Origin of the sequence: Enterococcus ratti (genome assembly GCF_001886195.1) — a bacterium.
Taxonomy (GTDB): domain Bacteria; phylum Bacillota; class Bacilli; order Lactobacillales; family Enterococcaceae; genus Enterococcus_B; species Enterococcus_B ratti.
In genome coordinates, this window is the sequence record NZ_JXLB01000004.1 from 14,058 (window position 1) to 40,130 (window position 26,073).

Here is a 26,073-nt window from a genome sequence, read left to right on the forward strand (position 1 = left end):
TCTTTAAATGATAAAAAGTGAAGAAGTAAGCGTTGGATTGCTTCTCTGCTTTTTTATTAAAGAAACGAGGAAATAAAATGGATTTTTTACGTAAGTTTGGTTTTTATTTTTTATTATTAGGCGTACTAAGTGATTTTCTCACGCCTTATATTTTAGGCATGTTTTATCCTCAATTAAATCAAATGACAGCAGTAATGAGTCTGTTTGGGGATATTGGCAGTCCTGTAAGAAGTGCATTTTTGGTGTGGTCCGTTGTTTCAGGAGGACTTTATGTTTTATCAATGCCGGCGTTGTATCAAACTTTTGTTACGACTTCAAAGCCAATTTCCCTCTTGCTAACCGTTTCTATTGGGTTATATGGTGTGACTGATTGTATATTTACTGGTTTATTTAGTCTTAATACGAATGAAACTGCTTGGAATTTTTCTACGTGGATTCATAATGTGGGATCAGGAATTGGCTATAGCGGATTTATCCTCTTTCCTTTATTTGCTTTTCTTTTGTACGATAAGCTTGGATCTGCGCAATTAAGGCAACAGTTTTTAATCATGATGCTTATAAGTCTTTTTTTTGCCGGCGTTTATGGAATAGCTCGGATTCCCGGACTAAATCATTTACCAGTTTTAAATAAGTTAGGATTATGCCAGCGAGTCAGTTTTTTCTTTAATTACTTACCCATTGTTTGGTTAAGTATTGTACAAATAAAATCTTAAAATAAAAAGGCTATCGAACAGGCAAAATATCTTAAAGAGCTGGATTTTTAGAGTGTGAAACAAAAGTAAAGAATACTTTTACTTCACGCTCTAAACACAGATAAATGACAGGAGCAGAAGCAATTCCTTCGAAAATAAGCCTAAATTCGAAAAAATTTGAAAAGCAATTTTCGTGTATTCCTTCTTATTTCTCGGAGTTAAACACTTCTGCTCCAGCCTCTTTCCTACCATTAGTCAAGAGGTAAATAATGAAAATTAATTATTGAATTCCATACCAAATCCCCCTGATACTCGTTTCAATTTTTTTATCAGGGGGCTTACTTTTTTTATCAGGTCATTGCCTTATTGGTCCTTAGAGACCGTGTACGCATAGTCGTAATTTGTTTTGTTCTCAACCATAGAATAGTGACACTTTAGTAGTTTGTTCATACAGGCTACGGTCGCAACCTTATCCTTTTTGGGTAAAGGTTGCGTTTTTAATTTGTAATAGTAATCTACAATAGCTTAGTATGTTTTTTATGCGTATTTTAGCGACTCAAAAAGCGAGTGATTTACACACTAATTATAGTGTGTAAATAAAAAAAATGTGTGTATGTAAAGAAAAACATCTTGAAAACGCTAGCAAACCAAGATGTAAAACGCTTTAAAAATTGGCACGATAGTTGCTTTATATAAAAGTGTAAGAATAAAGAAAGGGAAGTGTTTTAAATGGAAAAGAAAACAATTATGCTTGTATGTTCAGCCGGAATGAGTACAAGTTTACTTGTAACAAAAATGCAAAAGGCAGCGGAAGAAAAAGGAATTGAAGCAGACATCTTTGCTGTATCAGCTTCTGACGCAGATAATCAATTAGAAACAAAAAACGTAGATGTTTTACTACTAGGACCACAAGTGCGGTTCATGCAAAATCAATTTGCTGAAAAGCTTGCCCCTAAAGGAATTCCACTGGCTGTTATCAATATGCAAGACTATGGCATGATGAATGGCGCAAAAGTATTAGAACAAGCAGAATCATTAATCAATCAATAAAGGAGGAAGAAAACAATATGCAAGATCAAAAAAATCTAGAAGCCATCATGGGATTGATTATGTTTGGCGGAAATGCTAAAAGCGATGCAATGGAAGCGATTGCTGCTGCTAAAAAAGGTGATTTTGAGTTAGCAGATGCAAAAATTAAGGATGCAGAAGAATCTTTAGTGCAAGCGCATCATTCCCAAACAGAAATGTTAACGCAAGAAGCCCAAGGAAACCATATGGAAGTGACATTATTAACTGTTCACAGCCAAGATCACTTAATGACTTCGATCGCTTTCACTGATCTAGCAAAAGAAATTATCGACTTGTATCGTAGAGTAGATGTTTAACTTAAGAAGATAAAATGGAAAAGAGGTAAGAAACATGGATAAATTTGTTGCGTTTATGGAGAAACACTTTATACCTGTGGCATCAAAAATTGGTGCCCAACGGCATTTAGTAGCAATACGTGATTCCTTTATGGTCAGCATGCCGTTAATGATTTTAGGGGCTTTAGCTGTCATGATTAATAATCTGCCTATCCCTGGATTCCAAGAATTAATGAACTCGATTTTTGGCGGTGAAGCTTGGAAAGGATTTGGTGCATCAGCTTGGAATGGTACGTTTGCGATTCTTTCAGTATTAATTGCTTTTTTACTTGCTTATCATCTAGCCAACGGCTACCGTAAAGACGGTGTATCCGCCGGTGTTATTTCTTTAGGTTCATTCTTCGCATTAGGCGGAGCTTTAGGCATGAGCTCTAATGGTTTATTTATTGCTATTATTGTAGGAATTATTTCAACAGAAATTTTTGTTCGTTTAAGTGGAAATGAAAGATTAATCATTAAAATGCCTGATGGCGTACCACCGGCAGTAGCAAAAGCCTTTGCTTCCTTACTACCTGCAATGATTACGATTTCATTATTTGCCTTGGTTGCAGCAATTTTTGCAGCATTTGGCATAGACGATATCGTTGGCGCTTTTTACACAGCAGTTCAAGAACCATTTATGGGTTTGGCAAATTCATATCCATCTGCATTATTATTAGCGTTCATTACGCCTTTCTTGTGGTTCTTTGGCTTACACGGAGCAAACATGGTCGATCCCTTAATGCAAACAATCAATGCACCTGCAATCGAAGCAAATGTAAACGCAATCGCTGCTGGGCAGCACGCACCTTTCATCGTAAACAAACCGTTTTTTGATAGTTTTGTTAACTTAGGTGGTACAGGAGCAACTTTAGGGTTATTATTAGCGATTTACTTAGTTGGCCGTAAAAATAAGCCTTACATGGTCGTAACAAACTTATCTATTGCGCCGGGAGTCTTTAATATCAACGAACCAACGATGTTTGGGCTACCAATCGTATTGAATCCAATTATGTTTATTCCATTTATTTTAACTCCCATGGTCTTAGTATCTGTCGCATATTTTGCTACTTCAACTGGTTTAGTTCCAGCTGCAACAGTAATGCCACCATGGGTAACACCTCCTGTTATTGGCGGGGTATTAGCAACAAAAAGTATTGCTGGCGGGGTACTAGCTGCTGTAAACTTAGTTTCATCTATTTTGATTTATCTTCCATTTGTTAAGGTGGCAACAATTCATGAAAGAAGAAAAGAAGTATTGAATGGCTAGAATTACGTGCAACAAAAGAACAGGGAAGAAAAATAGTTTTTAATGAATAATTTTATAACAATTAAAGAACCAGTTGCTAGGCGTGTGTATTAGCAACTGGTTTTTTAGGTAGAGTCTGCTCCCTTTAAAAAAATTTTTTAAAGGGAGCAAATAATAGGATAATTTTTTTTGAGAGTTATTGAAAATTCATTTTAATAACGAATGTGATATAATGGTGCAAATATTAGAGGAGTGAAGAAATGCATGAAGGGGTACGAGTTGATTATATTAAGAAAATAGCCCAAATGGATTGAACAAGCAACGCGGTGGTTTACTTCAAAGTGGCATCTACCACTTTCGTTTTATCAAGATAGCATGCGGGAATCGTTGTTACCGCGTCAGGTTGTTCTGCAATGGTATATCTTAGTAACGCAAGAACAAAAAATTGTAGCTGGAGCAGGAGTGATTGAAAATGATTTTCATGATCGCCATGATTTAACACTTAATGTATGTGCTTTATTTGTGGAAAAAGAGTATCGCAATCGAGGATCGCTAAAGAAATCTTAACATTTATCAAAAGGGATATGAGAAAATTAGGTATTTCACGACTATATTTAGTAACTGATCATAGTAGGTTTTATGAAAGACATGACTGGAAATTTTTAACGATGGCTCAAGACAATGAGGGAATACCTGTTTATTTATATCAAATAGATAGGATTAATAAGAAATAAGAAGGTTATAAAATCGTAGACTGAATTCATTTTCCAAAGCGCTAGTTTTACGTTAAATGTATTCCACATCTAGCTAGATAATGTTTAGCATTAATAAAGAGAGGTCTTAAAAAAATATATTGATTGAATGAAAGAATCATGTTGTTTACCTGCTAAATTATAAAAAGTTGTTTATACTGAATCAATTATAAAAGTTAATCGAGAAAAACGGTTATAAAAATACAGACACAAACGTTGTAAAACGCTCTTGTCTGTATTTTTTTCTTGTTTGAACTTTCTTTTTCAGTTTTAATGTTCATTTATTATATAGCTATTTAAAGTAAAAAATTAGGGTTTTAAAACGACTTTGATGTTTTTATCTTCTTTTTTATCGAATATTTCATATGCTTTAGCGGCATCTGTTAAAGGTATTGCGTGTGTGATGATTTGTGTTGGATCGAATAGACCATTTGCAATCATTTCATAAATTTTTGGCATTAGATGGACGATCGGCGCTTGTCCATGTTTGACCGTGATGTCTCTCATGAAAAATTCTTGCAAAGGATAAGAAGAAGCCGGAGTCATATACACTCCAGTGATTTGCACCGTTCCAAATTTTCTGATGGCTTGTGAAGCCATTTGAAGTGATGAAATGGTGCCACTTTGTAAACTGATTAAGTTCTTTGCTTTTTCTTTTACTGGTTCTAAGCCATCCATTCCTACACAATCAATGATGACATCTGCACCACCTTTTGTTCGTTCATAAAGGTCGGCACCAGCCGTCTGTGTATCTTGTAATAGATAAGTTTCGACATTATTGTATCTAGCCGCTTTATCAATTCGATGTTGGACAGGGTCAACGGCAATTACTCGTTTGGCACCAGCCATAACTGCAAATTTTTGTGTAAATAATCCTACCGGCCCAGATCCCAATACAACTACGGTATCTCCTTTTTTTACATTGGCATTTTTGACACTCCAATAAGCGGTAGGAAGAATATCAGATAAGAAAAGGACCTTTTCATCTGCCAACTCATTGTCTGGTACAACAAATGAAGTAGTGTCTGCAAATGGCACTCTAAGGTATTCGGCTTGACCACCCCAATGATTGCCATTTAGTCGTCCAAATCCGAATAGACCACCATATAATTCATTCGGATTGGAACGGTCGCACTGACTTTCCATATCATGCGTACAAAAATGACAATGCCCGCAACTTATGTTAAATGGTATGACTACCCGTTGTCCTTTTTTTAAGCGTTTGACTGCTGAACCTACTTCTTCAACGATCCCCATCGGTTCATGTCCTACAACGTACCCTTTTTCTAATACCGCTTCACCATGATGGTAAAGGTGAAGATCAGAGCCGCAAATGGCGGTAGCTGTGATGCGGATAATCGCATCGGTCGGTTCTAATATTGTAGGGTCATCTACATTTCGAATCTCCATTTTTTGTTTTCCTTGCCAAGTAACTGCCTTCATGGAAAATCTCCCTTCTTTAATTCCTGTAATCTCCTTTTTTATCAGTTATAAACTTCTCTTTTTATTCTAAGGGGAGAATAGTTTTTTTAATAGTAAAACGCTTATAAGTAGAAGAAAGTATTTATTTAAAATAACAAGCATATTTTTTACTTTTTATTGATTCGTATTTTTTTAGGCGTATAATAAAATTATATCTAAAAAATAAATAACTATATGTATATAAAAAATTCAAAAAAGGAGGAAGTTTGTGGAGAAGGAAAAAAAAGCCTCTAAAGTGAAGAACGTGTTGGTAATAACCGCTTGCTCAGTTATGTTATTTGTAGCTATTTCAGCTGCAGTAGTAAAAGGCACCTTTTTAAGAGAAAATTTTTTACTGAATCAGATTGAAAAAACAAGATATAGTGAATTAGTGATAAAAGAGGCAAGTAAAAATTTTAGAGAAGAAAATAGAGAAAAAAATAAATTTACTGAAGTCATTGCAACGGCGATTTCTCCCAAGTTGATGAAGCAGATACTTCAAGCGTATATTCGTCATACATATAATAAAAGAGAGTATCCGATTGATAAAAGTAAAGAGATAAATAAAGAGATAACAGAGGCCATTGATAAATACGCTCAAAAGCATCAATTAACCATCAGTAATGAAGAACAAAAAGAAATTGAAACGATGAAGTTCAACTTCTTACATCAACTTCAAGATGCTACAGGAGATCGATACTTAGACATTTTTATAGGAAATATTCAGTCTGCTAAAAAAAGAGTTCGCTTTGCTTTTTACATAGGAACATTTTTATTTGCTTTGTTATTGTTTTATTTGTTTTTGTTGGTAAGAAAGCTTGGATACCTTTTGTTGCGCTATGGAGCGTTTATTTTAGGAATTTCAGGAAGTATGTTTTTACTTTTAGCAGGGCTACTAAATATGAGGAACTTTTTAGAGAAAATTGCTTTTCCCTCACAAGCCATTTCAAAGTTAATGCAGAGTTATGTACAAGAGTTTCTTACCCATCTTGTCTTAGTAGGTGTGATACTTTTAATTAGTGCGGGAGTATTTGGAGTGATAGGTGAAGTTATTCGAAAAGAAGTGAATAAAATAGAAATACTTAAAATTCATTCGTAAAGGTGTTCAGTATTAAAAAAATAATCAATGGCAATGTTTAAAAAAAAATTGAGGATTGATTCTTTTTATTTGTTGTTAGAGGATCATAAATGTAAAAAATCATTCAAACATTTTCTTGGCAGCACGCATTAACGTAGGGATATCTTTATCATAGCGTGGTGTTTTAACCAAACGAGACATAGGAATACCAGCAAAATGAAATGCAGCAATTTCTCCGGAACGTACGGCACTTTGTTCTGTAAAAATCATTTGATAAGGCTGTTCCACAAATTCTCCAGTAAAAGCTAAATTTGTAGAATGTTGGGGAATGACTTTGGGTCGATCGCTTTTTGCACGATTGTTAAATAAGGCTGAAGCATACGGCATGTATACGGGAATATTATTCACAACACTTTCAAAGATTTCTGTTTCTTTTGTTCGAATATTTTCAGGTCCCGGATCAACTTTAGAAAGTTGTCTAATTAATTCTTCTAACATTTCTTTACCGTTCATTTTTATATATTGCTTATCCACAAATTCTCCACGGCGTCTAGGATATAAGAAATATCCCCAAATTACAGTTTCATTTGGCTTTTGTGAAGTAAAATGTGGTTGATGGTGAACAACGATCGACATCGTGACGTCTTTTTGTCCTAAAGGTGTAATAGGCGTCGTTGAAATAAATGAATTTAACGCATTTCCGGGTACTTGGGTAGTGATTCGAGTGATTTCGTTTAAAAGTAGATGATTTTTGGTTGTTAAAGTAAAGCTTACCCATTCACTGGCGTCACGGTCGGCAAAAAATTTGTCAGGATTTCCTAAATTATAAAAACGTTCACTGGCTTTCTTCCATAATCCTGAAGCAGCACCGTAATCCATGTTCTCAGGAGCCGGCGTGTCATAATCACCTAATGTGGCTGAATCAGTAATTGACCCATTTGTGAAAATTACGGCTGTGTCATTATCTACATCAACGTGTTCTTCTTCATTTGTTCTTGTATTAATCATTTTTAAGCCAGTAACAGTAATTTCATCTTGCATGGCTGTTTCTTTAAATTCCCAATCTACTACACGCCGATTCAAGATGATTTGGCATCCTTGTTGTTTTAAGTAATTAATTAGCGGCAGCATAATACTTTCATATTGATTGTAGCGTGTACGATTGACGCCAACTAAATGTTCGATTTGTGTAAATTCATAAATCATTTGATGCATATAACGACGAAGTTCTTGAGCGGAGCTACGGGTACGAAAAGCAAAAGTCGTTTCCCACATAAACCAAAAGTTTGTTTCAAAGAAATGCGGATCATCTTTAAAATATTTTTCAATTGTGACGTTATCTAATTTTTCCTCTTCTGAATCAGGCATAGCAATAAGCTTAGTTAGTAATAAGCGATCTTTATTATTAAAGCCCAATTTGCCGCCATCAATAATTCCCTTGCCGCCTTCCATCAAGCGCGCTTTATCAAACGTTCGGTGCTTGGCATCAAAATCTCTGGTGTCTTCGGCTGCGCTCATTCCTGGCTCAGTAACAGAGGGAATACGGCTTAGTAAATCCATTAAATCGACATATGTCCGGTAGTTGAGCATGCGACCGCCACGTGCGATGTACCCTTTTTGATTTTCCATGGGATGATTTTTATTCCAATATTCATCTACGACAGTATCCGTTGGTGCGCCATCATTTGAGCCATGATCATCTAAAGAATAAAACGTAATCTGATCACCGCGCCATTTTCCTTCTTGAATCAAATAGACAGCAGCGGCCATATTGGCGATTCCAGCGCCAATCATAATTGCTTTACTTTTTCTCATTGTGATCCCTCCAGTATTTACAAGTGAACAGTTTAAGGAAATGTTTAAATTGATTCGTATTCGTCGTATAAATGGCTGTCATCTTCTAGTAATCCTGTTTTTTTTCCAAGATAAATAATTCCCAAGGTGAATAAGCCTAACCCAATACTTGCTTTTAGCCATTTTTTTCCCATAAGAAATTCCTCCTTTATTTTTACGTTTTACGCCTTTCTATTAAAAGCATAAAACCTTTCACGCTAAATGCCAAATGATAGGATAAGCAAAAAAGAGTTTTTTTGACAAATTATTAATTGTGTCTAAAATCAAGTTGAAACATGACGAAAAACTTAAAAGAAGGTGAGAGACATGATGAATTAACAGTAAAGAGGGGGGATGTGTATTTAAAAATAATATGACAACTACATTGCTACCTGAAATAATTTTGTGATTTAAAGCAAATGACGGAAAATAAATAGAGGAGAAAAGAGTAAATAATTTCAAAATATTCAGAGGATTTCATAAATTCATCAAATATATAATAAGCAATTTTTAGCATAAGAGGAGTTATTTTTAAAGTAAAATAAAAAAACGATATTTATAAAAAAACTCTGTGTTATAGTATAACTGTAGAATTTATATTTTGTGTTGTTAAGAGGCAAAATAAAAAAGCACCGAGACAGTGCTTGCTTAAAAAGCTGAGGACGGATAATCCCTTATTTTAACTTGCTATGTTGATTTGAATGCTACCAACACTTTTATTATAGCAGAAATTAAAAAGGTTGCAAGAGATAGAATAAAAATCATCCAAGAAAAAAATAAAAGTGCAAACGCTTCGAGTAAAAAGCAATCACTAGGGATTTCTGCAGTAAAGGAAAGGATGAAAAGAAAATGACAAAAGAATATACAATAGGTTTGGACATCGGTACTAATTCAGTTGGCTGGGCCATCGTAACGGATGACTATCGCTTAATGTCAAAAAAAATGAGTGTCCACGGAATGACGGAAAGAAAGAAAATAAAAAAGAATTTTTGGGGCGCGCGCTTATTTGATGAAGGACAAACGGCTCAAGTAAGAAGAAATAAGCGCACATCACGTCGGAGATTGACACGTAGAAGATTCCGTATAACGGAATTGCAAAAGATTTTTGCAGAAGAACTCCTAAAAAAAGACGCGAACTTTTTTGCAAGATTAGATGAAAGCTTTTTGGTACCAGAGGATAAGAATTATGCTCGTTCGCCTATTTTTCCAACATTAGAAGAAAAAAGTTATTATCAAAGCTATCCTACCATTTATCATTTACGTCAAAAGTTAGCAGATTCAACGGAAAAAGCAGATATCCGTCTGATTTATCTTGCACTTGCACATATTATCAAGTACCGAGGTCATTTTTTATTTGAAGGAGAATTAAATACGGAAAATACTTCTATAGAGGAAACATTTAAAGAGTTTCTAGCAATTTATAATCAACAATTTGAGCAAGCTGTTGATTTTCATGAACCGGTTCTAACGATCTTGACGGATAAATTGTCTAAAACAAAGAAGGTTGAGAAAATCCTTACGTACTATCCGGCAGAAAAAATGAATGGCTGTTTGGCGCAATTTTTAAAATTAATAGTTGGGAATCAAGGGAATTTTAAGCAAGTATTTGCTTTAGAAGAAGAGGCAAAAATTCAATTTTCCAAAGAAACGTATGAAGAAGAGCTTGAAAATATAGTTGAGAAAAGCCTCGATGAGGTAGCTGATGTTTTTCTACAAGCAAAAAAAGTGTATGATGCTATTTTACTTTCAGATATTCTTTCAACAAAGAAAAAGAACACGAAAGCTAAATTATCTTTAGGAATGATTGAACGTTATGAAGACCATAAAAAAGATTTAGAAGAATTCAAACGATTTGTAAAAGCAAAATGTCCAGATACATATGCAGTTTTTTTCAAAGATATTTCTAAAAATGGATATGCTGGTTATATTGATGGAAAAACGACGCAGGCCGATTTTTATAAATTTGTTAAAAAAAAGTTGAACGGTGTACCGGAAAGTGAGAGATTTCTTGAAAAAATTGAGCAAGAAAATTTTTTGTTGAAGCAACGCACTTTTGCAAATGGAGTAATTCCTCATCAAATTCACTTAACAGAACTAAAGGCAATTATTGAACGGCAAAAACACTATTATCCATTTTTAGAACAAGAGCGAGAAAAAATTATTTCTTTATTGACCTTTCGGATTCCTTATTATGTAGGACCGTTAGCGCAGACAGAAAAAACAAGTTCATTTGCATGGTTGGAAAGAAAAACAGCGGAGAAAATAAAGCCTTGGAATGCTTCAAAAGTGATTGATTATAGCGCTTCGGCGATCAAATTTATTCAACGAATGATTAATTGTGATACCTATCTTCCATCAGAAAAAGTCCTACCTAAACATAGCTTGCTTTATCAAAAATATATGATTTTTAACGAATTAACGAAAGTAGTCTATAAGGACGAGCGAGGAATAAAGCATAAATTTTCAAGTGAAGAAAAAAAGACAATTTTTAAAGAACTATTTCAGAAACATTCAAAAGTAACAGTCAAAAAATTACAAAATTTCCTTTTTGCCAACTATAATTTAGAAGACGTAGAAATTCTAGGAATTGATAAGGCATTTAATGCGTCATATGCGACCTATCATGATTTTTTGAATATAGCTAAGCCTCAGGAAGAAAAAATGAAAAAATTGTTAGAAGATCCTGAAATGGCAGAAATGTTCGAAGAAATTGTAAAAATTCTGACGATTTTTGAAGATCGAGAAATGATTAAAACACAGTTGAAAAAATATCAGGATATTTTCGAACCTGCCGTTTTCAAAAAATTGATGAAAAAGCATTATACCGGCTGGGGACGTTTATCACAACGATTGATCAATGGCATCAAAGATCGGAAAACACAAAAAACAATTCTTGATTACTTGATAGATGACGATGACTTTCCACAGCATCGCAACCGCAATTTTATGCAGTTGATTAATGATGAGAATTTATCTTTCAAATCAGAAATTGCTAAAGAGCTTACTTTAACAAATGGTCAGTCAATGAAGGAGATTGTTGAAGCCATTCCCGGAAGTCCTGCCATCAAAAAAGGAATCTGGCAGACACTTAAAATCGTTGAAGAATTAATCACAATTATGGGAGATAAACCTAAAAATATCGTCATTGAGATGGCTCGTGAAAATCAAACCACTGCAAAGGGAATTTCTCGTTCACACCCACGATTAAAATCACTGGAAGAGGCATTGAAAAACTTCGATAGCCAATTATTGAAAGAACATCCTGTGGATAATCAAGCCCTTCAAAAAGATCGGTTGTATCTTTATTATTTGCAAAATGGTAAAGACATGTATACCGAAAAACCATTAGATATCCACCGACTCTCTGAATATGATATTGATCATATCATTCCTCGAAATTTTATCGTGGATAACTCAATTGACAATAAAGTACTGGTGGCGTCTAAAGAAAATCGAATAAAAAAAGATGACGTCCCGGGTGAAGCGGTTGTTCAACGAATGAGAGCTTATTGGGAAAAACTGTTAAAAGCAAAGTTGATTAGTGAGAAAAAATTTTCTTATTTAACCAAACTAAAGCTAACACCGGAAGACAAGGCAAGATTTATTCAGCGACAAATAGTTGAAACAAGACAAATCACCAAACAAGTGGCGGCGATCTTGAATCAACGATTCAATACACAAGAAGAAATCGAAAAAAATGAAGGAACACGGATCATCACCTTGAAATCTGCCTTAGTTAGCCAATTCAGGAAAACGTTTGGTATCTATAAAGTCAGAGAAATCAATCATCATCATCACGCACATGATGCGTATTTAAATGGAGTAGTCGCTATTGCCTTGTTAAAAAAGTATCCTAAATTAGCGCCTGAATTTGTGTACGGTCGTTACCCCAAATTTAATTCAGCAAAGGAAAATAAAGCAACGGCTAAAAAAGAACTTTATTCCAATATTTTAAGATTCTTTGAAAAAGAGAAGTACTGGCATGATGACAATGGTGAAATCTTTTGGGATAAGGCAAGACATCTTCCTCAAATTAAAAAGGTGATTCATTCACATCAAGTAAACATAGTGAAAAAAGTAGAAGTACAAACAGGGGCGTTCTATAAAGAAACAGTAAACTCCAAAGAAAAGCCAGATAAGTTGATTAAACGAAAAAATAATTGGGATGTTACAAAGTATGGTGGATTTGGCAGTCCAGTGGCAGCTTACGCAGTTGCATTTATTTATGAAAAAGGAAAGAACCGCAAGAAAACAAAAGCCATTGAAGGAATCATGATGATGGATCAAGCATCATTTGAAAAAGATCCAATTTCTTTCTTAAGAGAAAAAGGATACCCTAATGTGATACGATGGATCAAATTACCTAAATATACGTTGTTTGAATTAGAAAGTGGCCGGCGCAGGATGCTTGCTAGTCACCAAGAGCTACAAAAAGCCAATTCGTTTATTCTACCAGAAAGGCTTGTGACATTGCTTTACCATGCGAAACATTATGATGAAGTTTCCCATAAAGAAAGTTATAATTACGTAAATGAACATCGTCATGAATTTAATGAGCTATTAAATCAGGTAATCCATTTTTCAGATAAATATACGTTGGCTACTAAAAATACAGACAAAATTAAAGAATTATATGATAAAAATCAAGCAGGAGATGTTCAAAAAATGGCGCAATCATTTGTAAATTTGATGCAGTTGAATGCAATAGGAGCACCTGCAGATTTTAAATTTTTTGATGCATCTATTCCAAGAAAACGGTATAACAGTGTAACTGAAATTTGGGAAGCAACGATTATTTACCAATCCATTACCGGGCTGTATGAAACTAGGAGAAGGATGGCAGATCTATGGGCTGGCGTACAGTAATTATTAACACACATTCAAAACTAACCTATACAAACAATCATCTAGTTTTTAAAAGTGCGCAAACGGTCGAAAAGATTCATCTTTCAGAAATTGATGTTCTGCTTTTAGAGACAACAGATATCACGCTTACGACGATGCTGGTTAAACGCTTGATGGATGAAAAAATTTTAGTCATCTTTTGTGATGACAAACGGTTACCAACAGCCAAACTATTACCGTTTTATGGTCGTCATGACAGTAGTTTGCAACTAACCAAGCAACTTCAATGGACAAAACAAGCAAAGGGAAGTGTTTGGACAGAAATCATTGCACAAAAAATTCAAAATCAAAGTTGTTTTTTGCAGACCCAAAATTTCCATGAAAAAGCCAAAGCACTTTTGAATTTATACGACGAACTGGAAGTATTCGATCCGACAAATCGAGAAGGACATGCAGCAAGAATCTATTTTCAAACATTATTCGGAAATAAATTTACCCGGGAGTCTTCTACCGCAATTAATGCAAGCTTGGATTATGGTTATACGCTACTAATGAGTTTATTTGCCAGAGAAATTGTTAAAAATGGATGTATGACACAATTTGGTTTAAAACATGCCAATCAATTTAATGACTTTAATCGAGCAAGCGATTTAATGGAACCTTTTCGCCCACTAGTTGATCAAATTGTGTTTGCGTATCGGGAAAAAGAATTTCCCGTCATTAAAAGAAGACTATTTGATTTATTTTTGGTGAAATATACTTATGGCAAAAAAGAAATGTTTTTAACAAATATTGTGGCCGATTATACAAATAAAGTCATCAAGGGATTAAATAATGAGTGGAAAGGAGTTCCTCAATTTAGGATATGAGCTATCGCTATATGAGAATGATATTGATGTTTGACATGCCAACAGATACAAGTGAGGATCGTAAAGCTTATCGAAAGTTTAGAAAATTTTTATTAAGTGAAGGTTTTATTATGCATCAATTTTCTGTCTATAGTAAGTTGTTATTAAATAATACAGCGAGTCAAGCAATGCTAGGAAGATTGAAGACGAATAATCCTAAAAAAGGATTAATTACATTGCTAACAGTGACGGAAAAACAATTTTCACGAATGGTTTATTTGAATGGAGCAAAGGACATACGTATAGCCAATTCTGATCAGCGCGTGGTGTTTTTAGGGGAGGACGTATATGATGAATCTTAATTTTTCTTTGCTCGACCAACCAGTAAAAATTGAAAAAGGAACATTCTTTGTTATTGAAGATGTTGCGGTATTTGCAAATGTTATTAAGTGGTTCTACCAATATGAGGAAAAAGGGGAACTAAAGTTATTTGATCATCACTACAAATTAATGAAACCTACAGAAATAATGATCGTGACGGATATTTTAGGATTTGATATAAACTCTTCAGCAGTTTTAAAATTGATTTATGCAGATTTGGAACAACAGTTAAATGAAAAAGTAGAAGTAAAGTCAATGATTGATAAATTGACCGCTACGATCAGTGAATTGATCGGCTATGAGCTGTTGGATCATGAATTAGATTTGGAGAGTGATGAGATTACTATTTTAGAATTATTCAAAGCGTTAGGAGTGAAAATTGAGACACGAAGTGATACTCTCTTTGAGAAGTTGCTGGAGATTTTACAAATTTATAAATATCTCTCAAAAAAGAAATTATTAGTGTTTATTAATGTTTGCGCCTACCTAAAGTTAGAAGAACTATCTGAAATACAAAATTACATTTCTTTATATAATATGGATGTTCTATTTTTAGAGCCTCGTAAGATTCAAGGAATAACACAAACAATTTTAGATAAAGACTATTTTTTAGTCTAATAATTATGGTAAAATATATTTAAAAACAACTAGTAGAAGTAATTATTACTAAGCATTCAAGACGAAAGTTTTGCTATGGACGAATAGCGTGAAGCTAAAATAGCGCAGAAAAATTTTCTGCGAGGTTTTAGAGCTATGTTGTTTTGAATGCTTCCAAAACATAGCAAATGATAGGAGATGTTAAAAGTGTGTTTTAGAGCTATGTTGTTTTGAATGCTTCCAAAACAGATTCTACGCTTTTTATTGAACAGGAAAAGTTTTAGAGCTATGTTGTTTTGAATGCTTCCAAAACGATTAAACGTTTGATATACGTTCGCTATGTGTTTTAGAGTTATGTTATTTTTAATACTTCCAAATCTTGAAAAATGTAGTTTCCCAGTGTATGATTGATTTGTAGCTATATTATTTTGAATGAGGAGGTTCTGTTATGATTGAATTGTTTTAGAGCAATGAAAAATAGAGAGTGTATGGAGAACAATAGTTAGTGAAAAGCTGACTATTGTTCTTTTTTGATTTAAAATGTCTTAAATTATGTATGCGTTCAAAAGTCAAGAATCATGCCAAAAAGACAAATCTAATAAATAGAGTAGGAAAAGCTTTTGCCTATTTTTAATTATGAGAAAAGCTGTTTTCTTATAAAAAACCTTTTTTTCCATTCCCATTTTTTTCATATCGTTGGACGATTGCATAGACTGCTAGTACCATAAAATGAAAGAGGAGGTAAATTACATGTTTGATTCAAAGCTTGTTTTTTATTCAGAATGGTTTATTGCTATTTTAAACATTGCTTCAATCATCATTTTAATGATAGGCGCTAGTTTAGTTTTAAAAAATTTTTTTGATTGGACACGACTAAAAAAAGACTATGGTGAGCGCAATTTCCGAAATGCAGAAGTTCGTAAATTATTAGCTAGCTATATTTTGTTAAGCTTAGAAGTACTGGTAGTAGCAGATATTATTGAATCGGTAATTAAGCCAACGTGGACGGATATTCTAAAGTTAGCGGTAATTATTATTATTCGTACAGTTATTTCTTATTTTTTAAATTTAGAGACGCAAGATAAACAGCAGGCGAAAGTAGGAAGATTTAATGGAAATTAACTTGATGGAACGATTAGCACCATACTTAGAAAAACTTGTGTTATTACTTGATATATTTGCTCTTTTTCTTCTTTTATGGGGAGCATGGTTAGCTGTAAAAGATTTTCTTTGGTATTCCTTTACAAAAAGTAAACGGAAAGAAGGACGAATCAGTCAAAATAATGCCATCAAAAAAATGTTAGGTGGTTATATTTTGTTAAGCCTTGAAATACTGGTTTCAGCAGGAATCATTGAATCAATCACTAAACCGACATTGCAAGACGTTTTTCAACTGGCTGCGTTAGTAGTTATTCGTACGATTATTTCTTACTTCTTAAATAAAGAAATTGGTTCGGATATCAAAAAAGGATAGATGAACAGGAAAAAAATAAGTAATATCTAGGTAAGGGGAGTTAAAGGAAGCATTTTTTAAACCAAAAAGAAAAACTAATTTTAGCTTTTCCTTTTGGTCTATCTTTAGCTTTATGTTAAGGAAAGTTTTTGAATACTATTTGAATTACTGAAAAGACGTCTAATACTTGTTTTCTTTTTACCAAAATACCTACAGTAAATGAATTTTATTATAAGTTAAATATTTTTTGCTAGATACTTTATTTAAGTGCCCATATAATTGATTTTTCAAGATTATCTACTGACACAGGAATAATCGTTGGAATTTCATCTGCTTCTGGTGTGTAAAGGGTTCTTTCACATAAAATTCGATGGTTTTCTTTTTTTGCAAAATCTTTTAATTCATCGTTTAGTTGACTATGAATGGTAGGCTCTATTTTAATGTCTAAGGTGGCAACTGCTTCTAATGCTTCACGATAAATTAAATATTTTATGTCTGAATTTGTGACAATACAAATATGAAGTTGAGTTTTGTCAATACGTAAAATCGCACTTAACTTAACGACAAATGTGTTCATGCAATTGCTATTAATGCGTAACGAATAAGGCAATTGATCAAGCCAATGCTTAAATAAAGGCTGTATTTCATTCAATAAGGCCTGCTGTTTTGGTGTTAAAATAGAAAATTTTTCAGGCATGAAAAGCTGATAATTGTCCCATGCGGAACGCATTAAACGAAATAACGCTCGCTCAATGCTTTATTTCCGACAAATGTTCGATTGAAATAGACTTCAAATTGAGTAATCAATTCCTTGATTTCGTGATTATTGTCAATAAAAACTTGATGTAGTCGATAAAAATCTTCTTCAACGGCTTGGTAAGAGTTAAATCCATAGTCACATAGGTTAAATAGAATTAAGATAAAATAAACTTCGTTTTCTTGATAATAATCTTTTAACTTTGATTGTTTCCACACTTCTGTTACATAGTGATAGCTCGGCCGTTTTTTAAGTTCTGTCATGAAATCAATGTTAATCATCAACGGAAACTTAGCTTGATACAAGTAACCGATCAAAAATCCCATGCGTAAGATTTCTTGATTTTCTTTGTCATAAATGCGACCACTTTTATAGGTAATCTTGTTAATAAAATCATTGATAGCAGCTAAATAGCCTTTGGGAAGAATAGGCGTTGCGAGCGTACCCGTTCGATACGTAATATTTAATAATAATAAGCGTCGTTCAATTTCAGTAAATTTTGGAGAACCATTTTGAATTTTGATACCGCAATCCTCAAAATAAGCGAATACTTGTTTCTTTAAAGAATAAGCTTTGCTAACAGAAATATATTCGGTTTCTGTCAATTGAATATAGTTAGGCTCTTTTTCAAGGTATAACTGACAAGTTTTAAGAAATAATGAAGAGCGTGTTAATTTTTGCATCAAAAGAAAACGTGGGATATCAGGTGCAAAATACAAAAAATAGCGATTTTTTTCTCTTTGTGTATAGATGATTTCAGGTTCCAGTTCTTTTTTAAGATCTTTAATATCGTTTAGCAAAGTAGTTTTGCAGACTTGTAATAATTTTGATAATACATCTATGTCAATTTCTTTTTTGTTGTAGAATTGGTCACAAAGAAATAATTGACGTAAAATATTTTTTTCCAAATAGTCTTCAAACATTAGAACTCCCCCACTTTATTTATTGTTAAACAATATTGCGTTAATTATGCCATGGTTTAAGAATAAAAGCATCTTTATTTTTTTTGAAATGGCACTAAATACGCATATTAGTATGGATTTATGTTATAAAAGTTGGAATTCTAAAAAAATGAAGAGAAAAATGAAAATGAAAATGAAATGAGTATACGGATAAATAAAATAATATTTTTTAAAATATACGTTTTTATTTTTAAAAAATACAAAAAAACAACTATTTTTTATCTCATATTTGATTGAAATATTCGTTGTTAAAATATGAATATTCTGAATAATTAGATTTTGACTATTTTTTTCAAAAAAAAACCGTTTTTTAGAGGTGTTATAAAAAAAATTATCTCATTTTTTATTTTATAGTCAGTAATCTAAGACAAATATAAAGAGAAAAGGTTAGCCAAAGAAGAGAGGAAAGGGACATTCCTTTTTTTATTTAATTCAGCGATGAAAAGTTTTTCTTACAATAGATTTTCATCGTTTAACCGAGCAAATAGTTAGGGAGATAGTGCTTACTTGATTGATAAATAAAAAAAGGTTTGGAGGAAAAAGAAAGCGAATCATAATTGAACAAATGGTAAAGGTGAATAAAATGAAAGAACCCAGTGAAGAAAAGTTTAATGAATCATAATATTCAAATAATTGCATTAGGTGGGGCAATTGGAACCTAATTATACTTAGATTCTGCTAAAGCCATTAAGTTGGCAGCGGCCTGCTTAGCTTAGCCATCTGTAGACTAATGCGTGTAATAGGTGAACTATTTCAATCAATTGGTAATTTCGTTTATTGCTATTTGGGTGGCACTGGGCTTTTTTGGTAAATTAGATGTATTGGTTATGCTAGATGAGTACAAAATTGATTGAATTAACGGCTATTGGATTGTATATTCATTTTTAACTAACAGATTTTTCTTCCATGATTAGTAATATACTTGCTTTTAGTATTTTAGGCTTTATTAATCGATTGCTGTGCGTTGGTTTGGTAAATTAGAATCATTATTCTCGGGATCAAGCTTGTCGGTATTTTATTTACAGGTGGGATATTTTTATTAGGACTTTCTTATCTCTTTTTTGTTGCAAATGCAACAAAAAAGTGTAAAATAATTCTAAGACTTATACAAAGGAGGGTGAAATGGACGAAATTGTAAGAGATATTGGTGCGATTTCTCGAGCTTTGGATTCGATTAGTAATATTGAGTTTAAAGAAGTATATTTGACAAGAGGACAATATCTTTATTTAGTGAGGATTTGTGAACATCCGGGGATTATTCAAGAGAAGCTATCAGAGATGATCAACGTTGACCGTACGACAACGGCACGAGGAGTAAAACAGCTTGAAAAAAAAGGATTAATAAAAAGTACCGTAGATAACCATAATAAAAAAATTAAAAAACTATATGCGACAGAACAAGGAAAAAAGGTTTATCCGTTTATTCTTCGAGAACACCATTATTCTAACCAAGTGGCTGTTAAAGGATTATCCGTTCAAGAAATCAATCAATTGCAAAAATTGTTAAAAAAAGTGCGGAAAAATGTCAGTGAGGACTGGAACTTTGTAAAAAAAGGTCATAAAAGAATTTATTGAAAGGACTAAAATTATGAAGAACGTTGAAATAACGCGTATTGCTATTTCAGAAGCAAAAAAGCTACAAGCTATCAGCATCGAAATTTTTAAAGACACCTTTGAGCAGTACAATAGTGAAGAAATAATGACTGCTTATTTAAAAGAAGCCTATGAAATCAACAAGCTAATTCAAGAACTTCAAAATAAAAACACAGAATTTTATTGGGCGTTGCTGGCTGATCAAGTGGTTGGTTATTTGAAATTAAATGTAGGACAAGCACAAACTGAAGCAATGGGAGAGAAATTTTTAGAGATTGAACGAATTTATATCCGCTCTTTTTTTCAAAACATGGGGATTGGTTCTAAATTGATCGAATTCGCTGTTCAAAAAGCCCGAGAGAAACAAAAACAGAAGATTTGGCTAGGCGTTTGGGCACAAAATTTTTCGGCGTTAAACTTTTATAAAAAACATGAGTTTAGCCATTACGGTCAACATGTTTTTTACGTGGGAGAGGATCCGCAAATTGATTATATGTTTGTCAAACAAATTTAACTAAAGAAGGAGCATAAAATGAATAAAATTATTGTAAATCAAAGTTTTTGGGAAATTTTTCCTGAAGCGGTCATTGAAGTCTTAGTCGTTAAAGGAATTGATAATCATGCAAATAAAGAGAAGAAAAAGCAATTTCAACAATTACTAAATGATGCAGCCAATAAAGCAAGAACATATTTAACAGAAGAAACCTTTAGTCAAAATGAGATCATTGTTCAATGGCGGCAAGCCTTTTCACGCTTTAAAACCAAAAAAGGAGCACGTTCTTCAATTGAAGCTTTATTAAAACGTGTAAATCAAAGACGTGAATTTTTTCCTATTAATCCGTTAGTGGACATCTATAATAGTATTTCATTAAAGTATGGTGTTCCTTGTGGTGGGGAAGATATAGAAAAAATCAAAGGAAATTTATATTTAGGAAAAGCGCAAGGCGGGGAAAGTTTTTTCCCTTTAGGGGCGGCAGATGATGCACCTGCTTTACCAGAGGAGATTATCTATTATGATGATGAAGGTGCTATTTGTCGTAGTTTTAATTGGCGGGAAGCACAGCGAACGATGCTAACTGAAAACACCACACAAGCAGTTTTAGTCATTGAGTCGGTCAATCAAGAACAAGCCATACGTGGTGGCCAAGCAATTATGGAATTGAAAAACAATATTGATCAAATTTTCAACGTAACGAGCATAAGGGGTACTTTAACTAAAAATTACTCAGAAATAACTATTCAATAAATAATCTATTTTAACTAAATATAGAATAAAAAAGTGGACGCTCTAAACCTACTGCAATTACTATAGGATTTTATTGGGTAAGATCATTTTTGCACCTCTTTTTTTCCGAAGATAGTTCCGGCATTGATCATGCTTGGTGTATGATGCACATTCTTTACATCAATTAAGGAAGAAAAATTATAAATTACGATCTGTTCTTTTTTGTCTTTACTAAATTTATGTAGACATTAAACGTAAATTAGTTGTTTGTCGATCCTAACAGTTAAAAGATTTCTTCAATTGCTTATTTGCATAAATATTCAATCGATAATGAAAAATATGAAGCTGTAACAAATACCCACGAAGAGGTCTCGTGGGTATTTTTTGTACTTCTTTTTAGATAAATTGTTAAAGGAGTGATCAGAAAAAAGCAAATAACGCAAAAGAGACAAGTGTAAAGATGGAATGTTTAAACCGCTAGTGATTATTTAATCACGTTTTTTATTTCGTCTATCCAATAAATAAGTAAAGCGAAAGGAAAGTTCGGCTAAATTATCCGCATAGGGTCTATTTTAGATTATTAAAATTATTTTGTTTGTATGATTGTTTCTATAAATAGGAGAAGGTAGGTATCTACTTTGCATAAAAAGAAAATTTAGGCATGGATCTCTTGATAAAAAATACACATTTCTTTTACTGTTCCCCTGTCACTATAAAAATTCCTAGAAATTTGTAAATAGAGATAGTAGCTATTTATTTGTTGTAATCGATCTTTAAAAAAATGATAGAATGACATTTTTTTATTTATTGTTAGATATAAAAAAAAATAAGTATATAAAAATTTCTATAATTTAATATAGAAATGTAGGTATACTATAAAATAAGTGAAGAAGGAGAATGCTATCGTAGACTAAGCATTTTTAATTTAAATGGGGGCATTTGTTTTATGACTCATAAGAAATAAATTATTTACACAGATCAAAAACGAAGTGTATTGTCAATTTTTTTTTAGAAAATTCAAGCTATTATCTTAATCAATTGAATTTACAAATATTACGTTTTTGAATGTATTATTAAAAGTTATTGTTATAAGGTAACAAATTTAAATAATCTAAGCTTCGATTTGAATTGCTACAAGTCTAGTGAGAGATATATATGATCGAAGAATGGGTAGCATTTAAGTTTAAGGTGAATTTTAATACGAAGAGGTATTCATATGAAAAAAATTATTCTTATTTTAAGTGTTGTATTAGTAACAATAGGATTGACGGCTTGTGGGAAATCCGATAACACGAGTATTTCCAAAGAGGTCTTTGATGGAGAAATAAAAAATAATGCTTTAGCGATTAATTCAACTCAAAGTATGGCAGTAGTTGGAAAAAGTGAAAGTAATAAACTTTCTGTTTTTGACTTACAGTTGAATAAAAAAATAAAAGAACTTGACCAATTTGTTACTCCAAGAAATATTGCATTTTCAAAAGATGGAAAATCATTTTTTGTATCTGATAGTTCACTAGGAAACATTCAAGAAATCGATATAGAAACATTTAAGACAAAAAAAATTTATAAGTTGAAAAAAGGCGTATTTGGTTTCACCCTAACGAATGATGGGAAGAAACTTTTGGCAAATAATCAATATGAAAATACGGTTACTATTTTAGATTTAAGTTCAGGTAATCAAACAATCATTGAAGGATTTGATGGTCCTAGACAAGGGATTTTGATTGATTCTGTGGATCAGTTGGCGTACGTGACTAATTTTAAATCAGACGATGTTAAAGTTTTAGAATTAAAAACACAAAAAATTATTAAGACTTTAAAAAATATTCCTTCGGTTAGAGCGATTTCTCTTAATGAGAAAAATAATACGCTTTATGGGGCTTCAAGTAGTGAAAATTCAATTAATTTAGTAGATACTCAAACAGGAGAATTAATCAAAAAAATTCCTGTTGGCCAAGAACCTTACGGATGTAAATTATCTAAAGAAGAAAATATTCTTTTAACTGGTGAAAAAGAAAGTAATCAAGTTTCTGTAATTGATACGAATCGTAATGAAGTGATTCGAACCATCACAGGTTTGCAAAGTCCTAGACAAGCTATTGTTTTTAGTCATATTTTAGGACAAGCATTTGTATTGAATAATGACTTATCTCTTGCTGTAATTGACTATTATAAAGGGGAAGTGATTAGAACAATAAAATAGTTTGGCGTATTTTTAGAGAGCGTGGGATAAAAGTAAAGAATACTTTTCCTTCACGTTCTAAACATAGATAAACGGCGGGAGCGGGAGCAAATTCTTTGGGAATAAGCCGAGATTCACAAAAATTTGAAAAGTAATTTTCGTGAATCTCGGCTTGTTTCTCGGAGTTAAACACTTCTGTCCCGATCTTTTTTGTCTGTTTTCAACTATATGGTAGGCAGTTTAGGGTCGCTTCTAGCAAGGTATAAAATACTTTAAAATTGTTAAAGAGAAAGTTGAGATACTAGGTATTTTATCAAAAATTTAGGAGAGAACTCAAAAGAATCTATTAATTGTTTGAAAGAATGAAGAATTCTGAAAATATCAGTTAAAAAAATAAAATGTAAGAAAAAAATATTTTTCTTTTGAGCGTTTGTGACAGTAAAAAATTATTTTGTGAACGAAAGCTATTTTTGAGTGAAATAATTGGTAACTCTAAATAATTAAATTGATGAATTTCAATTCTGTTGTTGAAATATTTTTTTTATTTATTAAAAAAAAAAGGGCAGCATGTGCATATTAATATTATTCTTTAAGTGAAATTAAAAGTATTTAAATCACGATTTTTAATTTCTAAAAAATTATTTAAAGGAATGAACGAAATGAGAAAACAAATTTTACTAGCTGCTGCTTTAATATCTCCAGTAATGTTAGGAACTGGCGTATCGGCTGCATCAACTACTGCTGATTCAACACCGGTAACGGCTAATTTTACAGTTTCCAATATAGATAATAATAATCCTAATCCTCCAGCACCCGTAGATCCTAGTAATCCAGGCACTCAACCGAATCCGGGTAACAAACCATTAAATCCGACAGGTACTTTTGGACTTGCTTATATTCCATTTCAATTTGATTTTGGAACAACGACGCTTACTGGTAGCTCTTCTGTTCACACTACGGCAGTTCTGCCACAAGGAAAGTCTTTTAACGTAGGGGTAAAAGATACAACGCACACTACGCGTGGTTGGATTTTAACGGCATCTTTAAGTGGTCAATTAACAACATACGGAGCAGAGTTACAAACTAGTACGAGTGTTGCAAAGGTGAATGATGGAAATGGTCAATTAAATGCATTACCTTCTAATGGGATGATCACAGTTCCGCAAAATGTTAAAATCACTTCACAATCAACGCCTATTATGACTGGTAACAAAAATCACGTATTTTCAGGAACGTATGATCTGAATTTAGGTGATGTTTCATTAAATATTCCAGATGCTTCAAAAGTGCAAGCTGGAAATGCTACAGGTACTGTTAATTGGAACTTAGCACAAACGCCTCAACCATAATCGATATAAGAAAAAACAGGAATAATATTCCTGTTTTTTCATTTCAAATCAAATCTTGTAACATTTAAAAAAGGAGAATTTTCAATATGTATAAAATTAACAGATATGTGATGAATGTCTCACTTGTATTAATCATCATTTTAACGCTGTTTCTATTTTTATTATCGAGTAGAATTATTTTTGCAGATGAAGTTACGGGAGAAAATTTTGGAGGCTTTTCAATCGAAGGGATCCCCCATTCTAATCAAATTGATAAAAATTCTAGTTATTTTTATCTTAAAGAAAATCCTAATACGACAGATGAAATTACTATTAAATTGAATAATAGTTCCAATCAAGACAAGACTTTAACGATTAAAGTTGTTGATGCAAATACTAACAGTAACGGTATTGTAGATTATACGGGTAATTTAAAAAATAATAAAGCGTTAAAATTGCCTTTAACTTCAATTATAAAACCTAAAGCAAAGGAAGTAATAGTTCCTAAAAATAGTTCTGTTCAAACAAAGTTAGCCATAAAAATGCCAGCGGAAAAATTTGCAGGAAATATTTTAGGTGGGGTCGTGGTATCTAATAAAAAAAATGATGAAACTTTAAAAGAAGGTACTGTCGCAAGTGATTACAGTTATACTATCGGAATTATCCTCACTAATGAAGAAAAAGTGGAGTTGTTTAAGAATGTTTCAGTAGAATTAGAAAAAGTAGGCCCTGTATTAGCTGATGGTAAAAAAGTAGTACAGGCAGATATTTTAAATCCCAATCCTTATGTTTTTTTTAAGGCAGAAGTAGCAGGTGCGGTTTACGATGCAAGTGGTTCTAAAAAAATAAAAGATAATACCATGAAAGATGTAACAATTGCGCCTTATTCGGCTTTTCCATTTCAATTAAATTGGCAAAAGAAAGAATTAAAGTCGGGAAATTATGTATTTAAAGGTGCAGTAAAAACAGCAGAAAATACTTGGAAATTTGAAAAGAAATTTGAAATAAAAAATGATGAAGCTAGAAAAATAAATACAGCGTCTGTATTTAAAGTTTTTTTACCTCAATGGTTTAAATATAGCAGTGCTAGTTTAAGCGGTATTATTGCAGGAGGGACAATCTATATTTATATTCGATTATCTAAGCGAAGAAATAAAAAAAATAGAGAGAGGAAGTCATAACGCATGTATTATATGTGGAGTATCATTACGAGTGGCTTAGGATTTATCTTTTTAAGTATTAATATTTACTTTTTAATGCAAGACTATAAATGGATTTTAACAACTAACAGAAAATTTACCTATTTAGGTTATAATTGGCTATTGATTATACTTAGCTTAGGTTTATTCATTCTAGGAATTAGTTCTATTTTTATGGTTAATAGTCAACTAAAATAAGACGTGAATGATTGAAAGAGGGATTTTTATCTCTATG

22 protein-coding genes and 2 pseudogenes are annotated in these 26,073 nt (G+C 32.6%); 19 read left to right on the forward strand and 5 right to left on the reverse strand.

All coding sequences use genetic code 11. From position 1 onward, the window contains the following. Positions 1–77 precede the first annotated feature (77 nt). Entirely contained in the window at positions 78–713 is a 636-nt protein-coding gene (locus tag RV14_RS02525; RefSeq protein ID WP_071854756.1) for a DUF998 domain-containing protein, read from the forward strand. Positions 714–1,055: 342 nt separating this feature from the next. Here RV14_RS02525 and RV14_RS12550 read toward each other — a convergent pair. Further along, positions 1,056–1,214 (reverse strand): annotated as a pseudogene (locus tag RV14_RS12550) (IS110 family RNA-guided transposase); the annotation flags it as partial. 207 nt (positions 1,215–1,421) lie between these two features. Between RV14_RS12550 and RV14_RS02535 the strand changes: the two are divergent. From RV14_RS02535 to RV14_RS12555, 4 genes are all read left to right on the forward strand, one after another. Further along, positions 1,422–1,742, forward strand: a complete 321-nt coding sequence (locus RV14_RS02535; RefSeq protein WP_071854758.1) for a PTS sugar transporter subunit IIB — start codon at positions 1,422–1,424, stop codon at positions 1,740–1,742. A 17-nt stretch (positions 1,743–1,759) separates the two neighbouring features. Continuing rightward, the gene (locus tag RV14_RS02540; protein WP_071854759.1) at positions 1,760–2,077 is read left to right on the forward strand and encodes a PTS lactose/cellobiose transporter subunit IIA; all 318 of its coding nucleotides are present in this window, start codon (positions 1,760–1,762) and stop codon (positions 2,075–2,077) included. A 34-nt stretch (positions 2,078–2,111) separates the two neighbouring features. Beyond that, positions 2,112–3,365, forward strand: coding sequence for a PTS sugar transporter subunit IIC (locus RV14_RS02545; protein WP_071854760.1), 1,254 nt, complete (start codon positions 2,112–2,114; stop codon positions 3,363–3,365). Positions 3,366–3,731: 366 nt separating this feature from the next. After that, entirely contained in the window at positions 3,732–3,911 is a 180-nt protein-coding gene (locus RV14_RS12555; protein ID WP_245785444.1) for a hypothetical protein, read from the forward strand. 494 nt (positions 3,912–4,405) lie between these two features. Here the strand turns inward: RV14_RS12555 and RV14_RS02555 are convergent, their stop codons facing one another. Further along, a complete protein-coding gene (locus RV14_RS02555) occupies positions 4,406–5,539 on the reverse strand; it encodes an alcohol dehydrogenase catalytic domain-containing protein (RefSeq protein WP_071854761.1) in 1,134 nt (377 codons plus the stop codon). Positions 5,540–5,786: 247 nt separating this feature from the next. Here RV14_RS02555 and RV14_RS02560 point away from each other — a divergent pair, with 247 nt between their 5' ends. Continuing rightward, positions 5,787–6,656 (forward strand): hypothetical protein, encoded by an 870-nt coding sequence (locus RV14_RS02560; RefSeq protein WP_084650262.1) that lies wholly within the window; start codon positions 5,787–5,789, stop codon positions 6,654–6,656. Positions 6,657–6,755: 99 nt separating this feature from the next. On the opposite strand, the gene RV14_RS02565 is transcribed toward RV14_RS02560, so the two are convergent. Together RV14_RS02565 and RV14_RS02570 are read right to left on the reverse strand one after the other, a co-directional pair. Next, positions 6,756–8,450 carry an oleate hydratase gene (locus RV14_RS02565; protein ID WP_071854762.1) on the reverse strand — a complete coding sequence of 565 codons (1,695 nt, stop codon included), beginning with the start codon at positions 8,448–8,450 and terminating at the stop codon, positions 6,756–6,758. 44 nt (positions 8,451–8,494) lie between these two features. Beyond that, a complete protein-coding gene (locus RV14_RS02570) occupies positions 8,495–8,623 on the reverse strand; it encodes a methanol dehydrogenase (protein ID WP_071854763.1) in 129 nt (42 codons plus the stop codon). A gap of 694 nt (positions 8,624–9,317) precedes the next feature. Between RV14_RS02570 and cas9 the strand changes: the two genes are divergently transcribed. From cas9 to RV14_RS02605, 6 genes are all read left to right on the forward strand, one after another. Further along, the gene (cas9, locus tag RV14_RS02575; protein ID WP_071854764.1) at positions 9,318–13,334 is read left to right on the forward strand and encodes a type II CRISPR RNA-guided endonuclease Cas9; all 4,017 of its coding nucleotides are present in this window, start codon (positions 9,318–9,320) and stop codon (positions 13,332–13,334) included. Next, positions 13,316–14,182 carry a type II CRISPR-associated endonuclease Cas1 gene (cas1, locus tag RV14_RS02580; protein WP_071854765.1) on the forward strand — a complete coding sequence of 289 codons (867 nt, stop codon included), beginning with the start codon at positions 13,316–13,318 and terminating at the stop codon, positions 14,180–14,182. Before cas9 ends, cas1 begins: the two co-directional genes overlap by 19 nt. Next, positions 14,179–14,523, forward strand: coding sequence for a CRISPR-associated endonuclease Cas2 (gene cas2, locus RV14_RS02585; RefSeq protein ID WP_071854766.1), 345 nt, complete (start codon positions 14,179–14,181; stop codon positions 14,521–14,523). Before cas1 ends, cas2 begins: the two co-directional genes overlap by 4 nt. Next, on the forward strand, positions 14,513–15,160 hold the full coding sequence (csn2, locus tag RV14_RS02590) for a type II-A CRISPR-associated protein Csn2 (protein WP_071854851.1): 648 nt from the start codon (positions 14,513–14,515) through the stop codon (positions 15,158–15,160). Before cas2 ends, csn2 begins: the two co-directional genes overlap by 11 nt. Positions 15,161–15,889: 729 nt before the next feature. Further along, complete coding sequence (locus RV14_RS02600) at positions 15,890–16,261, forward strand: DUF1622 domain-containing protein (protein ID WP_071854768.1); 372 nt, start codon at positions 15,890–15,892, stop codon at positions 16,259–16,261. Next, complete coding sequence (locus RV14_RS02605) at positions 16,251–16,613, forward strand: DUF1622 domain-containing protein (RefSeq protein ID WP_071854769.1); 363 nt, start codon at positions 16,251–16,253, stop codon at positions 16,611–16,613. Before RV14_RS02600 ends, RV14_RS02605 begins: the two co-directional genes overlap by 11 nt. A gap of 238 nt (positions 16,614–16,851) precedes the next feature. On the opposite strand, the pseudogene RV14_RS02610 reads toward RV14_RS02605, so the two are convergent. Further along, positions 16,852–18,272 (reverse strand): annotated as a pseudogene (locus RV14_RS02610) (BglG family transcription antiterminator). 1,161 nt (positions 18,273–19,433) lie between these two features. Between RV14_RS02610 and RV14_RS02615 the strand changes: the two are divergent. From RV14_RS02615 to RV14_RS02645, 7 genes are all read left to right on the forward strand, one after another. Next, the gene (locus tag RV14_RS02615) at positions 19,434–19,886 is read left to right on the forward strand and encodes a MarR family winged helix-turn-helix transcriptional regulator (RefSeq protein WP_071854770.1); all 453 of its coding nucleotides are present in this window, start codon (positions 19,434–19,436) and stop codon (positions 19,884–19,886) included. 13 nt (positions 19,887–19,899) lie between these two features. After that, positions 19,900–20,418 carry a GNAT family N-acetyltransferase gene (locus tag RV14_RS02620; protein ID WP_071854771.1) on the forward strand — a complete coding sequence of 173 codons (519 nt, stop codon included), beginning with the start codon at positions 19,900–19,902 and terminating at the stop codon, positions 20,416–20,418. A gap of 18 nt (positions 20,419–20,436) precedes the next feature. Continuing rightward, positions 20,437–21,150, forward strand: a complete 714-nt coding sequence (locus RV14_RS02625) for a B3/B4 domain-containing protein (RefSeq protein ID WP_071854772.1) — start codon at positions 20,437–20,439, stop codon at positions 21,148–21,150. 1,195 nt (positions 21,151–22,345) lie between these two features. Further along, complete coding sequence (locus RV14_RS02630) at positions 22,346–23,332, forward strand: hypothetical protein (protein ID WP_071854773.1); 987 nt, start codon at positions 22,346–22,348, stop codon at positions 23,330–23,332. 638 nt (positions 23,333–23,970) lie between these two features. Next, a complete protein-coding gene (locus tag RV14_RS02635) occupies positions 23,971–24,660 on the forward strand; it encodes a WxL domain-containing protein (protein WP_071854774.1) in 690 nt (229 codons plus the stop codon). Between the two features lie 86 nt (positions 24,661–24,746). Further along, positions 24,747–25,820 (forward strand): DUF916 domain-containing protein, encoded by a 1,074-nt coding sequence (locus RV14_RS02640; protein ID WP_245785445.1) that lies wholly within the window; start codon positions 24,747–24,749, stop codon positions 25,818–25,820. A gap of 3 nt (positions 25,821–25,823) precedes the next feature. After that, positions 25,824–26,036 carry a hypothetical protein gene (locus RV14_RS02645; RefSeq protein WP_071854775.1) on the forward strand — a complete coding sequence of 71 codons (213 nt, stop codon included), beginning with the start codon at positions 25,824–25,826 and terminating at the stop codon, positions 26,034–26,036. Positions 26,037–26,073: the final 37 nt, after the last annotated feature.

Excerpts from the sequence above, each read along its gene's own strand:
- RV14_RS02525 (WP_071854756.1), top strand. The coding sequence starts at position 78 with ATGGATTTTTTACGTAAGTTTGGTTTTTATTTTTTATTATTAGGCGTA.
- RV14_RS02535 (WP_071854758.1), top strand. The coding sequence starts at position 1,422 with ATGGAAAAGAAAACAATTATGCTTGTATGTTCAGCCGGAATGAGTACA.
- RV14_RS02540 (WP_071854759.1), top strand. The coding sequence starts at position 1,760 with ATGCAAGATCAAAAAAATCTAGAAGCCATCATGGGATTGATTATGTTT.
- RV14_RS02545 (WP_071854760.1), top strand. The coding sequence starts at position 2,112 with ATGGATAAATTTGTTGCGTTTATGGAGAAACACTTTATACCTGTGGCA.
- RV14_RS02555 (WP_071854761.1), bottom strand. The coding sequence starts at position 5,539 with ATGAAGGCAGTTACTTGGCAAGGAAAACAAAAAATGGAGATTCGAAAT.
- RV14_RS02565 (WP_071854762.1), bottom strand. The coding sequence starts at position 8,450 with ATGAGAAAAAGTAAAGCAATTATGATTGGCGCTGGAATCGCCAATATG.
- RV14_RS02570 (WP_071854763.1), bottom strand. The coding sequence starts at position 8,623 with ATGGGAAAAAAATGGCTAAAAGCAAGTATTGGGTTAGGCTTATTCACC.
- cas9 (WP_071854764.1), top strand. The coding sequence starts at position 9,318 with ATGACAAAAGAATATACAATAGGTTTGGACATCGGTACTAATTCAGTT.
- cas1 (WP_071854765.1), top strand. The coding sequence starts at position 13,316 with ATGGGCTGGCGTACAGTAATTATTAACACACATTCAAAACTAACCTAT.
- cas2 (WP_071854766.1), top strand. The coding sequence starts at position 14,179 with ATGAGCTATCGCTATATGAGAATGATATTGATGTTTGACATGCCAACA.
- csn2 (WP_071854851.1), top strand. The coding sequence starts at position 14,513 with ATGAATCTTAATTTTTCTTTGCTCGACCAACCAGTAAAAATTGAAAAA.
- RV14_RS02600 (WP_071854768.1), top strand. The coding sequence starts at position 15,890 with ATGTTTGATTCAAAGCTTGTTTTTTATTCAGAATGGTTTATTGCTATT.
- RV14_RS02605 (WP_071854769.1), top strand. The coding sequence starts at position 16,251 with ATGGAAATTAACTTGATGGAACGATTAGCACCATACTTAGAAAAACTT.
- RV14_RS02615 (WP_071854770.1), top strand. The coding sequence starts at position 19,434 with ATGGACGAAATTGTAAGAGATATTGGTGCGATTTCTCGAGCTTTGGAT.
- RV14_RS02620 (WP_071854771.1), top strand. The coding sequence starts at position 19,900 with ATGAAGAACGTTGAAATAACGCGTATTGCTATTTCAGAAGCAAAAAAG.
- RV14_RS02625 (WP_071854772.1), top strand. The coding sequence starts at position 20,437 with ATGAATAAAATTATTGTAAATCAAAGTTTTTGGGAAATTTTTCCTGAA.
- RV14_RS02630 (WP_071854773.1), top strand. The coding sequence starts at position 22,346 with ATGAAAAAAATTATTCTTATTTTAAGTGTTGTATTAGTAACAATAGGA.
- RV14_RS02635 (WP_071854774.1), top strand. The coding sequence starts at position 23,971 with ATGAGAAAACAAATTTTACTAGCTGCTGCTTTAATATCTCCAGTAATG.
- RV14_RS02640 (WP_245785445.1), top strand. The coding sequence starts at position 24,747 with ATGTATAAAATTAACAGATATGTGATGAATGTCTCACTTGTATTAATC.
- RV14_RS02645 (WP_071854775.1), top strand. The coding sequence starts at position 25,824 with ATGTATTATATGTGGAGTATCATTACGAGTGGCTTAGGATTTATCTTT.